The following is a 14,716-nucleotide window of genomic DNA, read 5'->3' on the forward strand; positions in this document are numbered from 1 at the left end:
GCACGTAGTGGAAGAAACGACCAATCCTACCCCAGATGAATTGGGCCAAATGGACAACACTTGGGCAATTCACCAATTGTTCACGACGACCAATTTCGCGCCAAAAAACGCAATTGTTAACTGGTATACGGGCGGCCTAAACCACCAAATCGAGCACCATATTTTCCCAAATATCAGCCATGTGCATTACGGAAAAATCGCAAAAATCGTAAAGGAAACAGCGCAAGAATGCAATTTGCCGTATTACGAATACAAAACGATGCGAAGCGCAGTTATCGCCCATTTCAAACATTTGAAAGAATTGGGAATGAAACCGGAACTTACGTAATTGTAGATAAATAGTAGTGGAGATGCACTGCAGCGCTTCCCTACAGTGAAAATAAAACTAAAAACTATTAATTAACCTGCCTTGATTTTCAGATAAGAATTAAGGGAATCCAACAACACATTAATGAATCCACTTTCAGACAGAATTAACAATCTAGCGACTTCACAAACATTAGCAATGGCTGCTTTGGCTAGAGAATTAAAAGCACAAGGAAAAGATATCATCAGCTTAAGCTTAGGGGAACCTGATTTTAATACACCCGATTTCATCAAAGAAGCCGCAAAAAAGGCGATTGACGAAAACTATAGCACCTATTCTCCAGTGGAAGGATATGCTGACTTGAAAGAAGCCATTTGCCGAAAATTCAAAAGAGACAATGATCTAGAATACAAGCCATCGCAAATCGTGGTTTCAACAGGAGCAAAACAATCTTTGTACAATATCGCACAAGTAATGCTAAATGACGGTGACGAGGTAATTTTACCGGCACCTTACTGGGTTTCTTATTTCGAAATCGTAAAATTATCAGGCGGAGTTCCCGTAGAAGTTCCCACTTCTATAGAAAGTGATTTCAAAATCACACCGGAACAATTGGAAGCGGCTATCACACCAAAAACAAAAATGATGTGGTTCAGCACGCCATGTAACCCAAGCGGATCTGTTTACAACCGTGAAGAATTGACTGCATTAGCGAAAGTGTTGGAAAAATATCCAAACGTTTACGTTGTTGCCGATGAAATCTACGAGCACATCAATTTCTCAGGAAACTTTTGCAGCATCGCATCGATCCCGGGAATGCTAGAAAGAACCATAACAGTTAATGGAGTTGCCAAAGCATTTGCTATGACAGGATGGAGAATTGGTTACATAGGAGCACCTGAATTCATCGCTAAAGCATGCACAAAAATTCAAGGCCAAGTAACTTCCGGCGCTAACAGTATTGCACAACGCGCCACCATTACTGCCGTGGATGCGGACCCGAGTGTCTTAAAACACATGGTTGACGCATTCCATAGCCGCAGAGACTTAGTTGTGGGGTTATTAAAAGATATACCAGGAGTAAAAATCAACGTTCCAGAAGGAGCATTTTATGTATTCCCTGACGTTTCTTCTTTCTTCGGAAAAACATTAAGAGGAACAGAAATCAAGAACGCAATGGATTTATCAATGTATCTTTTGGCCGAAGCTAATGTGGCAACGGTAACAGGTGATGCATTCGGAAACCCAGACTGTATCCGTTTTTCTTATGCAACTAGCGACGAGATTTTAAAAGAGGCTTTAAAAAGAATTAAAGACGCTTTGGCACTCTAGTTGAAAGTCTTAAAGTTCAAAGTCACAAATTCGACTTAAAACATATAAATGCCTCAGGAAATTTCTTGAGGTATTTTTTTTGGGCGTGTCCCGCCTGAAAAAGCGGGTCGGGCTTTTCGCTACAATCTTTATATTTTTAGAGAAAAAATATAAAGGATTCCCGCTGCACTCCCTCACGCAGACCTGCCACAGTACTCTATATTCTAACCCGAATCCTTAAACTTATTCTGCTGCTAAAAATGCATTTACTATCCAAATGTCTCCTGACTTTTCGACACAAACCAGTTTTTTTTCAAGTGTTTTTGTTGCCATTTATCTTCCACCGCAATTATTTCCAAAAAATTCCTCTTTGAATTAGAAATCTTAGAAAATTTATAGGAACTTTGCACACTTTTTCAGGCGAAAGCCAAAAACCCTAAAGTTTTAGAAATAAACAAATTACGATCATCTCAAGATGCAAAAGAAAATAGAAATACTGGCTCCTGCCAAAGATTTAATTCATGGAATGGCAGCCATAAATAGTGGCGCTGATGCGGTTTATATTGGCGCACCAAGATTTGGCGCACGATCTAATGCAACCAATTCCATCGAAGATATTGCCGCACTCGTTAAATATGCACACCTATATCACGCGCAAGTTTTTGTCGTTATGAATACAATTTTGTACGATAACGAATTAGAAACCTGTCGCCAAATGATTTGGGCGCTATACAAAATAGGTGTCGATGCACTAATCGTTCAGGATATGGCCATTATGGAAATGGACCTACCTCCTATCGTTTTGCACGCCAGCACACAAGCCAACAACCGTGATGCCGAAAAAATAAAATTCTTGAAAGAAGCAGGAATGAAACGTGTCGTTTTGGCCCGTGAATTGAATCTGCATCAAATCAAAGAAATCAACGACACTGCAGATGTGGAACTGGAGTTTTTCGTGACAGGCGCTTTATGTGTTTCTTTTAGCGGAAATTGCTATATGAGTGTAGCCAATGGCGAACGCTCTGCAAACCGCGGTTCTTGTGCGCAAAACTGCCGTTTACCGTACAACTTAATCGACGGTCATGGTGAAACTTTAATAAAGAATAGCCACTTGCTTTCCATCAAAGATTTTGACGTTTCAGACCAAATACCAAATCTTGTTGAAGCGGGTGTGATTTCCTTTAAAATCGAAGGTCGCCTAAAAGACATTGTCTATGTAAAAAACAATGTTTCTTACCTGAGACAAAAACTAGACAGCTTTTTAGAAGGAAGCGACAAATATACCAAAGCATCATCGGGAAAATGTACTTTTACTTTTGACTCTGCTTTGAACAAAAGTTTCAACCGTGGTTATACTGACTATTTTGTAAACGAACGCCACAGTGCTATTGGTTCTTGGGAAAGTCCAAAATCAAAAGGGCAATACATTGGTAAACTCATAAAAACTACAGCCAATGCTTACGAAATAGAAAACGGAGAAATGTTGAATAACGGTGATGGTCTTTGCTACATCAATGAAAACAATGAAGCGGACGGAATTTATGTCAACAAAGTCGAAAACGGCTTGGCATACCCGAATGTTCTGAAAGAATTAGCCCCAGGAACTTTTATCTATCGTAACAATGACGCTGCATTCATTAAGATTGTGGAGCGTGAGGATAGTGCAGTTCGAAAAATAGGTACTACGTTATTATTGACTGAAAACGAAACCGGATTTGAACTAATCGCTACTGATGAAGATGGCTATGTAAGTACAGTAAAATTAGAACACGCCAAAGAACAAACCAAAAACAACCTTTCGATAGAAGAAAACATCAAAACTCAATTGGCCAAAACAGGGTTCACTCCTTACACCGCCGATGAAATAAATGTTATGTTTACTCAAAACTGGTTTTTACCTATCTCGAAAGTAAACGAAATGCGTAGAACAGTTTACGAACAATTATCTGAAATACGTCTAGCAAATTACCATCGTGAAGAACACCAAATGGTAAAAACATCGCATCCTTATCCGGAAACCAAATTGGATTTCATGTATAATGTATCCAATAAAATGGCACGTAAATTCTACGAACGTCATGGCGTTACTGAAATCGAACAAGCATTTGAACTGCAATGGGAACCAGGGAAATCTCGGGTAATGACAACTAAATATTGTATCAAATACGAATTGGAAAGATGTCCAAAATACCATCGTGAAAACATGGATCAAAAACTAAAAGAACCGTTGGTATTGAAACAAGGCGAACTGGAGTACAAACTGAAATTCAATTGCAAACCTTGTGAAATGGAAATTTGGGAAAAAGACGCCGAATTTGAAATCGAAGAAGACCACATTCACTAAGATAACAATGCTGTTTATCAACCATTAAGAAATAAAGTTTCAGTTAGCTAAATGAAACTTTATTTCTTAATCGTTTTCTATTTTTAAAATTTTATTGTTAATTATCCGCTTTTCTCCGCAAATTGAATTAGTAATTTGCGGTCAGAAAAAAGCAATTCAGTATTTTTACGTTCCAATTAAGACTTCAAAAAACATGAAAATACTATTGCTAGGTTCAGGTGAATTAGGAAAAGAATTTGTAATCGCTGCACAACGCATCGGGCAAACCGTTATCGCTGTTGACAGTTACGAAAATGCTCCTGCTATGCAAGTAGCCCATGGTTTTGAAGTTATCAATATGCTTGATGGAGCAGAATTGGATCGCATCGTAGCCAAACACAACCCTGATTTTATTGTGCCCGAAATAGAAGCCATTCGCACTGAGCGTTTTTATGATTACGAAAAGCAAGGAATTACGGTGGTTCCGTCGGCGAAAGCGGCCAATTTCACCATGAATCGCAAAGCCATTCGTGATCTGGCTGCCACAGAATTGGGATTAAAAACAGCCAACTACCGTTATGCCACAACAGCTGAAGAATTGCAAAAAGGAGTTGAAGCAGTAGGAATGCCTTGTGTAGTAAAACCATTGATGTCTTCCTCAGGAAAAGGACAATCTACAATAAAAACAGAAGTTGATATTGAGAAAGCATGGAATTATGCAGTAGAAGGTTCTCGTGGTGATGTCGTGGAAGTAATTGTTGAGGCTTTTGTAAAATTCAACTCTGAGATTACTTTATTAACCGTTACCCAAAACAACAATCCAACCTTATTTTGCGCGCCCATTGGCCATCGCCAAGAACGTGGTGATTATCAGGAAAGCTGGCAACCCGCCAGAATCTCTGACAAAGACTTATTCGAAGCCCAAGATATGGCCGAAAAAGTAACAGAAGCTTTGGGCGGCGCCGGACTTTTTGGAGTAGAATTTTTCTTGGCTGATGATGGTGTTTATTTCTCGGAACTTTCCCCTCGCCCACACGACACTGGAATGGTGACTTTAGCAGGAACACAGAATTTCAATGAATTCGAATTGCATTTACGCGCCATACTAAGTCTGCCTATCGCCGGAATCACTCTTGAAAAGGCGGGAGCAAGCGCGGTAATTTTAGCATCTGAAAACAGTGCAAAACCAACATTCTCTGGAATAGAAAAAATTGCTGCTTTACCCAAAACCGATTTTAGGATTTTTGGCAAACCAACTTCTAGACCTTACAGAAGAATGGGCGTGGCTTTAGTCAATGACACGCTGGAAACCCCAATTGAAGAAATTGTGGAGCGTGCCAAGCAAGCGGCCGAGTTGGTGACCATTCATTACTAGCTATTTTTTAGAAAGCCGAAACGCCTTGGGCGTCATAGTCGTTGTTTTCTTAAATAATCGAACGAAATAAGAGTAATCATCATAGCCTAATCTTGTTGCGACCTCGTTTATCGTGAAGTCCTTATTCATTAGCATTCGTTTTGCCTCGAGAATTATTCTATCTGTGATGACCTGAGTCGTTGTCTTTTTAAGCATTTCATTACAAATTCTATTGAGATGCTTCAATGAAATATTAAGCGCATCAGCATAAAAGGAAGCCGCTTTTTGATGCGTGAAATTGGTCTCTAAAAGTTGTCCAAACTGTTTCACTTTGCTATTGTAAGAATGTGTCTCAATAACAAACGTTTCGCTGTATTTTCTTGCCAAGTCAATATGAATAATATCGAGTAAATTCAATATTTTGTCTTGCTTCCATATTTTGTTATCCAGACTTTCTGTCAACATCATTTTAAACAAAGGCTGTAGGGCGACTGATTCTTGATCCGTCAATAAAATTTCGGATTTGGCATTTACAGAAAAATAAAACGGAAAACTGTCGATGCCTTTTTGTCCAAAATAGAGGTTGTACATTTCCTTCGAATAAAACACGACGTATCCTTCTATATCTTCAGATAAACTCCAATGGTGCATTTGCCCCGGTTGCAAAACAAAAATGCTGCCACCCTGCACAATAAATTTATCGAAATCGACCTCATGAGTTCCTGAACCCGCCGTGAAAAAGGCCAATACGTAAAAGTCATGCCGATGGGGTTCTTCAACAAAACTATGCGTCAGCAAATGATTTTTAAACGTATTAATATAAAAATCGCTGTTGACCGAATTGCAATTAAATCTCTGGATCGTATATATGGGATACTTTTTCATAAATCCTTTTAATGTCTTTATTGTGCTATAAGTAGCGAATATAGAAAACATATCCGAGAGGAATAACAAATACCTTTGAAAAAAATAAAAATGGCAAATACACTTGTTCACATCCTGAAAAATGAATGCCCTAATTGTCATGAAGGCAAAATTTTTAACGAAAAAAACATTTTCTTCAATATTGGATTTCCAAAAATGAATAAGAGCTGTTCGCACTGTCACTTTAAATTCGAAAAAGAACCTGGTTACTTTTTTGGTGCCATGTATGTGAATTACGGATTGACAGTAGCCCAGTCAATAGCCACCTATGTCATATCCCAGTTTTTCTTTTCTGAAACATTCGATTTAAGAATCATTCCGATTATCGCTTTTGTGATTGTTGCCATGGCTTCTTTCAACATTCGTTTTTCCAGACTACTGTGGATTTACATGTTTAAAAACTATTCGATTTAGACCTCGAATTATTTTACAATTCCAAGAGGCTAATACTTGGATTCATGGCTATTGTTTCATAATTAAAATAACTACTTTCGTAAGAGTAAATTTTAAGACATGAAAAATATATTCTTAAGTCTATTATTGTTTGTAGGAGTTTCTTTAACCGCACAGGGAAAGAAAGAGCCGTCAAAAACACAAATTGTAGAAGCCTCCTGCGGGCAATGTCAGTTTGGCATGGAAGGGCACGGTTGCGAATTGGCCGTTCGCATTGATGGAAAACCCTATTTTGTCGATGGAACCGCAATCGATTCCCATGGTGATGCACATGCCGACGGCGGTTTTTGCGCAGCAATCAGAAAGGCTGAAGTTGTTGGCACGCTAAAAAACAACCGTTTTATAGCTTCTTCTTTTAAATTACTTCCCGAAGAGCGTAAAGACCATAAATAATGCCATTGATTCTTCAAAATATTGCGAAGCACATAACCCTCTCTCCCGAAGAGCAGCAGCATTTTTTGTCAAAAATCGAGGTCCATCAATTTAAAGCCAAAAGCATTTTATTGAATTCGGGCCAAATTTGTAAACATTCCTATTTTGTGAATTCCGGAATCTTGAGGAGTTTCAACATCAATGATAACATTGTGGAACATGTTTTGAATTTTGCCTGCGAAGGCTATTGGATTGGCGACATGTACAGCTTAATTTCCCAAAAACCCGGGAATCTATTCATTGAAGTTCTGGAAGATGCTGAAGTTGTTATGCTTTCGAAAGAAAACCAAGAACTGTTGTACGCGGAAATCCCAAAACTGGAACGCTTTTTTCGCATTCTAACCGAGAATTCTTTGGTTGCCAATCAAGAGCGCCTGATGGATAATTTGAGTTTGTCCGCCGAAGAGCGTTTTGAAAAATTTTGCCTAAAATATCCTGCTTTAATTCAAAAGATACCCCAAAAACAAATCGCTTCTTACATTGGCGTTACGCCAGAGTTCTTTAGCAAAATGAAGTCCAGACTGCTGAGGAAGTAGCAATTAGTGGTCAGTGGTCAGTCTTTTTTATGATCAGTCAATGCTAAAAACCTTTTACTAAGCACTGATTTTCTGCACAATGTTTTCCTGAACACTCACCACAATTTTTCTTAATCTAGGTTAAGTACTATCACTCTACAATGTTTGTAAATTTGTAGTATAAAAAATCACTAAATTTATACATCATGAAAAATACAGTATTACATAAAGCAGATACAAGAGGACACGCAGACCACGGCTGGTTGAATGCTTATCACAGTTTTAGTTTCGCAAGTTGGTACAATCCGGAAAGAGTTCAGTTTGGAGCGCTTCGTGTTTTGAATGACGACACTATCGCTGCCGGAATGGGTTTCGGGACACACCCGCACGACAATATGGAAATCATAACGATTCCTTTAGAAGGCGATTTGGCACACAAAGACAGTATGGGAAACACCGAAACCATCAAAAGTGGCGATGTCCAAGTTATGAGTGCGGGAACTGGGGTAAAACACAGTGAGTTTAACCCAAACGCAGACCAAAGAACTAAATTGTTACAGATTTGGGTGTACCCAAATCAACAAAATGTGGAGCCTCGTTACCAGCAAATCACATTAAATCCTGAAGATAGAAAAAATAAATTGCAACAAATTCTTTCTCCAAATGCAGAAGATGCAGGCGTGTGGATCCACCAGGATGCTTGGTTTCATTTGGGTAAATTTGACAAAGGGGTTACAGCAACCTACAGTTTGAAAAAAGAAGGCAATGGCGTTTATGTTTTCGTTCTATCCGGAAAAATCACCATCGATGGGCAAGAATTGGAAACTCGTGATGGTTTTGGGATCTGGAATGTAAATTCCTTCGATATTGAGGCAATTACACATGCTGAGTTCTTATTGATGGAAATCCCTATGCAACACTAATAAACTGAATATGTCTGAAATCATAGCATTAGAATACGGTGAAAAAAAGGGCTTTTTCTATATCGAAATTGACGGCAAGGTTCAAGCAAAAATGACTTTTGTCTTTGCTGGTGAGCACCAAATCATCATTGACCACACTGAAGTAAGCCCCGGCAATAACGGCAAAGGTTTTGGCAAGAAAATGACCGAAAAAGCAGTGGAGTTTGCACGTCAAAAAGGAATATCGATTTTGCCGCTCTGCCCATTTGCCAAAAGTGTTTTTGACAAAACACCTGAATTTAGAGACGTGTTATAGTAGCGAGAAAGTGACAGCTAAAACACATCAGCCGCGGGAATTAAAAGGAAAAATAACCGATAAAACCAACTTATAATTATGGATCCGAAAGACATCAAAAAGGAATATACCAATGGTGAAGTTACCGTGGTATGGCAGTCCGGGAAGTGCATTCATTCCGGCAACTGCGTTCGAAATAACCCGGAAGTATTTCAACCTAAAGAAAAGCCTTGGATAAAGATCGAAGGCTCTTCGACGGAGAAAATAATCGACACCGTGAATAAATGCCCTTCGGGAGCATTAACCTATTACAAAAACAAATAACAATGAAAAAAATTATCGCCTTTGGCGCTTCATCAAGCAAAAATTCCATAAATAAACAATTGGCTATTTATGCTGCCGGACAATTTGAAAACGCATCGGTCGAAGTTTTAGATTTGAATGATTATGAAATGCCGATATTTTCCACGGACAAAGAAACAGAAAGCGGAATTCCGCAACTGGCACAAAATTTTTACAATAAACTAGGAAGTGCCGACCTGCTTGTGATCTCTTTTGCGGAACACAACGGAGCTTACTCGACAGCTTTCAAAAACATTTTCGATTGGACTTCGAGGATACATTCAAAAACCTTTCAAGAAAAACAAACGCTGATAATGGCCACATCGCCTGGACCCAGAGGCGGAAGCGCCGTTTTGGAAATAGCGAAAAATCGTTTCCCTTTTCAAGGCGCGGTGGTGAAAGGAAGCTTTTCTTTGCCGAGTTTCAATGACAATTTTGACGAAGAAGAGGGAATCACTAACGAGGATTTAAACGATCAGTTGTTACAAATCATAAAGTCAATTACGTTGTAATTTGACCTAAATTTAACATCCTTGAAAGAAGTTGCAATTTTATTGCAGAAGCGTTGTGGTAAGCAACGCTTTTTTTATTTGTTAAAATCTTATCTTTTTTATCCAAAATTCCTGTGGAAATGCAACAGAAGAAGTGTTACAAGGACAACTATTGTTGGTGCTCCTAAAAAAAGTACTATTTTTGCAGGCGGTTTTACCTTATCAATTTGAGAAGCTTGAAACCTTAAACTTTAAACAAATTTTTATGAAAGCATACGTTTTTCCAGGTCAAGGAGCTCAATTCACGGGGATGGGCAAAGACTTATATGAAAAGTCGGCATTAGCCAAAAACCTATTCGAAAAAGCAAATGAAATATTAGGTTTCCGCATTACAGACATTATGTTTGAAGGTACCGCCGAAGAATTGAAAGAAACCAAAGTTACCCAACCGGCTGTATTCTTGCACTCGGTTATTTTGGCAAAAACCTTGGGCGACGATTTCAAACCGGAAATGGTAGCGGGTCATTCTCTAGGAGAATTTTCAGCCTTGGTAGCGAATGGCACTTTGTCCTTTGAAGACGGATTGAAATTGGTTTCAAAAAGAGCGTTAGCGATGCAAAAAGCCTGCGAAATGAAGCCTTCGACTATGGCGGCCGTTTTAGGTCTTGCGGACAATATTGTCGAAGAAGTTTGCGCTTCAATCGACGGCGTTGTCGTGGCGGCAAACTATAACTGCCCGGGACAATTGGTGATTTCGGGAGAAACATCAGCAGTTGAGAAAGCCTGTATTGCAATGAAAGAAGCCGGAGCAAAACGGGCTTTATTATTGCCTGTAGGCGGTGCATTTCACTCGCCAATGATGGAACCGGCAAGGGAAGAACTGGCAGCAGCCATTGAGGCGACTACTTTCTCTACCCCTATTTGCCCCGTATATCAAAACGTAACGGCAACAGCCGTCTCTGACCCAAATGAAATCAAGAAAAACCTAATCATACAGTTGACCGCTCCCGTAAAATGGACGCAGTCTGTGCAACAAATGATCGCAGACGGCGCTACTTTGTTTACTGAAGTAGGTCCCGGAAAAGTTTTGGCTGGTTTGATAGGGAAAATTGATAAAGAGGCGGCAACAGCTAACGCATAAACATAAAGTTCATTAATTCTGAACAGAATCGCCTTTCTTTATGAATCGCCCCAAAAAAATGGTTTTTATGTTTTAGTTTCCTAAATTCCGCTTTTAGGTAAAAAGTTGTACATTTAGCATTCATATTCTTTAAATTATTAATTATCAAAATATTAAAAAAATGAAAAAAGTACTTTTAAGTTTAGCCCTTGTCTTGGCATTAATGACCTCTTGTAAAGAAAAAACACAAGACAAAGTGGGTGAAGCAACTGAAGCAGTGGGAGACGAAATGTCGGATGCTGCAGACACCACCAAAGCTCGAGTTGACAGAGCTATTGAATCTGGAGCCGCCAAGGTTGAAGAAGCTGCCAAAGACGTCAAAGACGACCACAAATAGATCAAAAAAAGGCTGCCAATTGGCAGCCTTTATCATTTTACAATTAACTTCTCACTTTCTGTTCCCATTTCCATGCGCTAGCCATGGATTCTTCCAGAGACGATTGGGCTTTCCAACCAAGGGTGTTATTTGCTTTGTCCGTATTGGCATAAGCCGAGGTAATATCTCCCTCTCTACGGCCCACTATTTTGTATGGCAATTTCTGACCGCTTACCTTTTCGAATGCCTTGATCACTTCCAGTACGGTACTTCCGGTTCCCGTTCCCAGATTGTAGGTTTCCACTTTAGCAACATTCTTTTTGTTCAGCAGTCGTTGCAAAGCGATTACATGCGCTTTCGCCAGATCCACGACGTGAATGTAATCTCGCACCGCTGTACCATCGGCGGTAGGGTAATCGTCCCCATAAACGGACAGTTCTTTACGCAAACCAAAACCGGTTTGGGTAATGAAAGGAACTAAATTTTGGGGAATGCCAATAGGCAATTCGCCAATCTCGGCTGAAGGATGGGAACCGATTGGATTAAAATAACGCAACAAAATGGCATTGATATTGGTGACTTTAGCTACATCGGTGATGATTTCCTCGCCTATTTGTTTCGTGTTCCCGTAAGGCGACATCGCCGGTTGAATGGAGGCGTCTTCTGTAATGGGCATTTTTTCTGCCTGACCATAAACGGTACAAGAAGAACTAAAAATTAGGCTGGATTCTGGTTTTTGCTTCAATTCTTGTAAAATGTAAACCAAAGTATTGATGTTGTTTTCATAATACAGTAGCGGGTCGTCTACACTTTCACCCACCGCTTTTGAAGCCGCAAAATGAATAACGCCTGTTATGTCAATGTGCCTTTTGAAAAACTCTTGCACTTTGTCTTTTTCGCGCAAATCTAACTTTTCGAAAGCCGGAATTTTTCCCGTGATATTTGAAATTCCATCCAACACAGCCAATGAAGTGTTAGAAAGGTTATCTACGATTATCACCTCAAAACCTACGTTTTGCAGTTCGACAACAGTATGCGACCCTATAAAACCTAAACCTCCCGTAACTAGTATTTTCATTTTATGTTGCTTTTTTTTATTGTTAAGCAATCAGCCTAGCTATCGATTAGATAAACGGCCAATCGAAAATTATTTGTTTAAAAATTCCAAAACGCTGTCAGTGATAAATTTGATTTGTTCCTCATCTAACTCCGTATGCATGGGCAATGAAATCACTTCTTTTACCAACTGATTTGTCACGGGGAAATCTTCTTCCTTGTAACGAGAATCTTCATATGCTTTCTGCAAATGCAATGGAATTGGGTAATAAATAGCGCATGGAATGCCTTTATCCAATAAATGTTGCATCAAAGCGTCCCTATCGGCATCAATAATTCGCAATGTATACTGATGAAAAACATGGCAATCACAAATATCGCAAATACTCGGCGCAACAATATGTTTGTTCCCTTCGAAAGCTAGGCTATATTTTCTAGCCGCATCTTGTCGGGCCGTGTTGTACTGATCTAACAATGGCAACTTGGCGTTCAAAACCGCCGCTTGAATACTGTCCAAACGGGAATTCACTCCCACCACATCATGATGGTAACGCTCGTACATTCCATGATTTACAATTCCGCGAAGGGTATGTGCCAAGGCATCGTCATTGGTGAAAATTGCTCCACCGTCGCCATAGCACCCCAAATTTTTGGAAGGAAAAAAGGACGTCGACCCCACGTGACCTATAGTGCCCGCTTTCTTTTTGGAGCCGTCCGAAAATTTACAATTGGCACCGATGGCTTGCGCGTTATCCTCAATTACAAATAAATTGTGTTCTTTGGCGACAGCCATAACAGCTTCCATATTGGCGGCACGTCCAAACAAATGCACGGGAACAATCGCTTTTGTTTTCGGAGTGATCGCACGTTTAATTCCTTCGATAGAAATGTTCATGTTATGCATATCAACATCTACCAATACGGGAGTAAGCTGCAACAAAGCGATCACTTCTACCGTGGCGGCAAAAGTAAAATCGGCAGTGATAACCTCATCACCCGGTTTTAAACCCAGCCCCATCATGGCAATTTGCAAAGCGTCAGTCCCATTTGCACAAGGGATAACATGTTTTACGTCGAGATATTCCTCCAGTGATTTCTGAAATTGATGAACTTGAGGACCGTTGATGTAAGTATTTGTATCTAGGACTTCTTGAATAGAATCGTTTACAGTAGTTGCAATTTTATCGTATTGACCTTTTAGGTCAACCATTTGGATTTTTTTCATTTATATTTTATTTAAACCATTAACCCCAAAGCTCTAAAAGGTACAAAAACACGAAATTGGTTAAACCAAATCTGCATTTGAGCTCCAGCGCCATTTTAAATAGAAGTAATCATTTGAGCCTTTGTTAACATTCGTAACTGCAAAAATATGAATTTAAGCACGAAGATTTAAACGATAAACAAAAGAAACTGTATTTTAGCAAAATAAAAATCCAGCTATGCTTTTCTTTTATAACATCGTAATACAAATTACGGGTTCACTCCTAAAATTCATCTCTTTATTTAATTCAAAGATTAATCTTTTTGTTGAAGGCCGGAAAAACGTTTTTGCCACTTTGGATCAGAAAATTAAAGCAACGGATAAGACAATCTGGTTCCATGCGGCATCTCTTGGCGAATACGAGCAGGGTTTGCCTGTCATTGAAAAAATAAAAATAGAATATCCCTCACACAAAATTGTAATCACTTTTTTCTCGCCTTCAGGTTACGAAGTCCGCAAAAACAATTTCGTCGCAGATGCCACCGTTTACCTGCCGCTTGACACTAGGAGGAATGCGCGCGAATTCCTGAGAATCGTTCACCCGGAAATGGCCTTTTTTATAAAATATGAATATTGGTTGAATTACCTTAACGAACTTAAAGTCCGAAAAACGCCAACCTATTTGATTTCCGGTATTTTCAGAAAAGACCAAATGTTCTTTAAATCGTACGGCGGATTTTACAGGAAAGCGCTAGACGGTTTTAGCTATTTTTTCGTGCAAAATGAAAGCTCAAAAAAATTATTACAGCAGTTAGGAAAAACCAATGTAGCCATTTCAGGCGACACTCGTTTTGATAGGGTGGCTACAATTCTGGAAAAAGACAATTCTTTGGAATATATTTCCCAGTTCAAAAATGACACACTGACGATTGTTGTTGGTAGTTCCTGGCCAAAAGACGAAGCGCTATTGCTCGATTTCATCAACAAAAACGAATTTAATGTCAAATTCATCATTGCACCCCACAACATAAAAGAGAATCAAATAGAACTGCTAAAAGACGGAATCACTAAAAAAACGGTGTTATTCTCAGAAATGGAAGGCAAAAACCTCTCTGATTTTGATGTTTTCATAATCGACACCGTAGGCATTCTTACGAAAATTTACAGCTACGCTGACATCGCATTTGTGGGCGGAGGCTTCGGAAATCCCGGTGTGCATAACTTGCTCGAACCCGCCACTTTTGGCGTACCGATAGTAATAGGCCCGAATTATTCCCATTTTGCCGAAGCGACCGCTTTGGTAAACATGGG

Annotated in this window: 17 protein-coding genes; 14 read left to right on the forward strand and 3 right to left on the reverse strand. The window is 39.4% G+C overall.

Annotated elements, in window-relative coordinates; genetic code table 11:
* The 4 genes from VIH09_RS01595 to purT form a co-directional block, all read left to right on the forward strand.
* On the forward strand, positions 1 to 328 hold a 328-nt coding region (locus VIH09_RS01595), incomplete at its 5' end, for a fatty acid desaturase family protein (RefSeq protein ID WP_331577186.1).
* Positions 329 to 451: 123 nt separating this feature from the next.
* Positions 452 to 1,639 carry a pyridoxal phosphate-dependent aminotransferase gene (locus VIH09_RS01600; RefSeq protein WP_331577188.1) on the forward strand — a complete coding sequence of 396 codons (1,188 nt, stop codon included), beginning with the start codon at positions 452 to 454 and terminating at the stop codon, positions 1,637 to 1,639.
* 454 nt (positions 1,640 to 2,093) lie between these two features.
* A complete protein-coding gene (locus VIH09_RS01605) occupies positions 2,094 to 3,962 on the forward strand; it encodes a U32 family peptidase (protein WP_331577190.1) in 1,869 nt (622 codons plus the stop codon).
* Positions 3,963 to 4,155: 193 nt separating this feature from the next.
* Positions 4,156 to 5,316 (forward strand): formate-dependent phosphoribosylglycinamide formyltransferase, encoded by a 1,161-nt coding sequence (gene purT / locus VIH09_RS01610; RefSeq protein WP_331577192.1) that lies wholly within the window; start codon positions 4,156 to 4,158, stop codon positions 5,314 to 5,316.
* On the opposite strand, the gene VIH09_RS01615 is transcribed toward purT, so the two are convergent.
* Entirely contained in the window at positions 5,317 to 6,180 is an 864-nt protein-coding gene (locus VIH09_RS01615; protein ID WP_331577194.1) for a helix-turn-helix transcriptional regulator, read from the reverse strand.
* A gap of 90 nt (positions 6,181 to 6,270) precedes the next feature.
* On the opposite strand from VIH09_RS01615, the gene VIH09_RS01620 reads away from it, so the two are divergent.
* From VIH09_RS01620 to VIH09_RS01660, 9 genes are all read left to right on the forward strand, one after another.
* A complete protein-coding gene (locus VIH09_RS01620; protein ID WP_331577196.1) occupies positions 6,271 to 6,633 on the forward strand; it encodes a DUF983 domain-containing protein in 363 nt (120 codons plus the stop codon).
* Between the two features lie 99 nt (positions 6,634 to 6,732).
* Positions 6,733 to 7,065 (forward strand): DUF6370 family protein, encoded by a 333-nt coding sequence (locus tag VIH09_RS01625; protein ID WP_331577198.1) that lies wholly within the window; start codon positions 6,733 to 6,735, stop codon positions 7,063 to 7,065.
* Positions 7,065 to 7,640, forward strand: coding sequence for a Crp/Fnr family transcriptional regulator (locus VIH09_RS01630; RefSeq protein WP_331577200.1), 576 nt, complete (start codon positions 7,065 to 7,067; stop codon positions 7,638 to 7,640). The genes VIH09_RS01625 and VIH09_RS01630 overlap by 1 nt, the downstream gene beginning before the upstream one ends.
* Positions 7,641 to 7,825: 185 nt before the next feature.
* Complete coding sequence (locus VIH09_RS01635; RefSeq protein WP_331577202.1) at positions 7,826 to 8,542, forward strand: pirin family protein; 717 nt, start codon at positions 7,826 to 7,828, stop codon at positions 8,540 to 8,542.
* Positions 8,543 to 8,552: 10 nt separating this feature from the next.
* On the forward strand, positions 8,553 to 8,837 hold the full coding sequence (locus VIH09_RS01640; protein ID WP_331577204.1) for a GNAT family N-acetyltransferase: 285 nt from the start codon (positions 8,553 to 8,555) through the stop codon (positions 8,835 to 8,837).
* Positions 8,838 to 8,915: 78 nt separating this feature from the next.
* On the forward strand, positions 8,916 to 9,140 hold the full coding sequence (locus tag VIH09_RS01645; RefSeq protein WP_331577206.1) for a (4Fe-4S)-binding protein: 225 nt from the start codon (positions 8,916 to 8,918) through the stop codon (positions 9,138 to 9,140).
* 2 nt (positions 9,141 to 9,142) lie between these two features.
* Positions 9,143 to 9,670, forward strand: coding sequence for an NAD(P)H-dependent oxidoreductase (locus tag VIH09_RS01650; RefSeq protein ID WP_331577208.1), 528 nt, complete (start codon positions 9,143 to 9,145; stop codon positions 9,668 to 9,670).
* A 244-nt stretch (positions 9,671 to 9,914) separates the two neighbouring features.
* Positions 9,915 to 10,790, forward strand: coding sequence for an ACP S-malonyltransferase (gene fabD / locus VIH09_RS01655; RefSeq protein WP_331577210.1), 876 nt, complete (start codon positions 9,915 to 9,917; stop codon positions 10,788 to 10,790).
* 160 nt (positions 10,791 to 10,950) lie between these two features.
* Positions 10,951 to 11,166, forward strand: a complete 216-nt coding sequence (locus VIH09_RS01660) for a hypothetical protein (RefSeq protein ID WP_331577212.1) — start codon at positions 10,951 to 10,953, stop codon at positions 11,164 to 11,166.
* A gap of 43 nt (positions 11,167 to 11,209) precedes the next feature.
* Here the strand turns inward: VIH09_RS01660 and galE are convergent, their stop codons facing one another.
* A complete protein-coding gene (gene galE, locus VIH09_RS01665; RefSeq protein WP_331577215.1) occupies positions 11,210 to 12,223 on the reverse strand; it encodes a UDP-glucose 4-epimerase GalE in 1,014 nt (337 codons plus the stop codon).
* A gap of 69 nt (positions 12,224 to 12,292) precedes the next feature.
* Complete coding sequence (locus VIH09_RS01670) at positions 12,293 to 13,426, reverse strand: DegT/DnrJ/EryC1/StrS family aminotransferase (protein WP_331577217.1); 1,134 nt, start codon at positions 13,424 to 13,426, stop codon at positions 12,293 to 12,295.
* 217 nt (positions 13,427 to 13,643) lie between these two features.
* Between VIH09_RS01670 and VIH09_RS01675 the strand changes: the two genes are divergently transcribed.
* The coding region (locus tag VIH09_RS01675) for a 3-deoxy-D-manno-octulosonic acid transferase (RefSeq protein WP_331577219.1) at positions 13,644 to 14,716 on the forward strand (1,073 nt) is incomplete at its 3' end.

The sequence above is a fragment of the Flavobacterium sp. genome (genome assembly GCF_036515215.1).
Lineage (GTDB): Bacteria > Bacteroidota > Bacteroidia > Flavobacteriales > Flavobacteriaceae > Flavobacterium.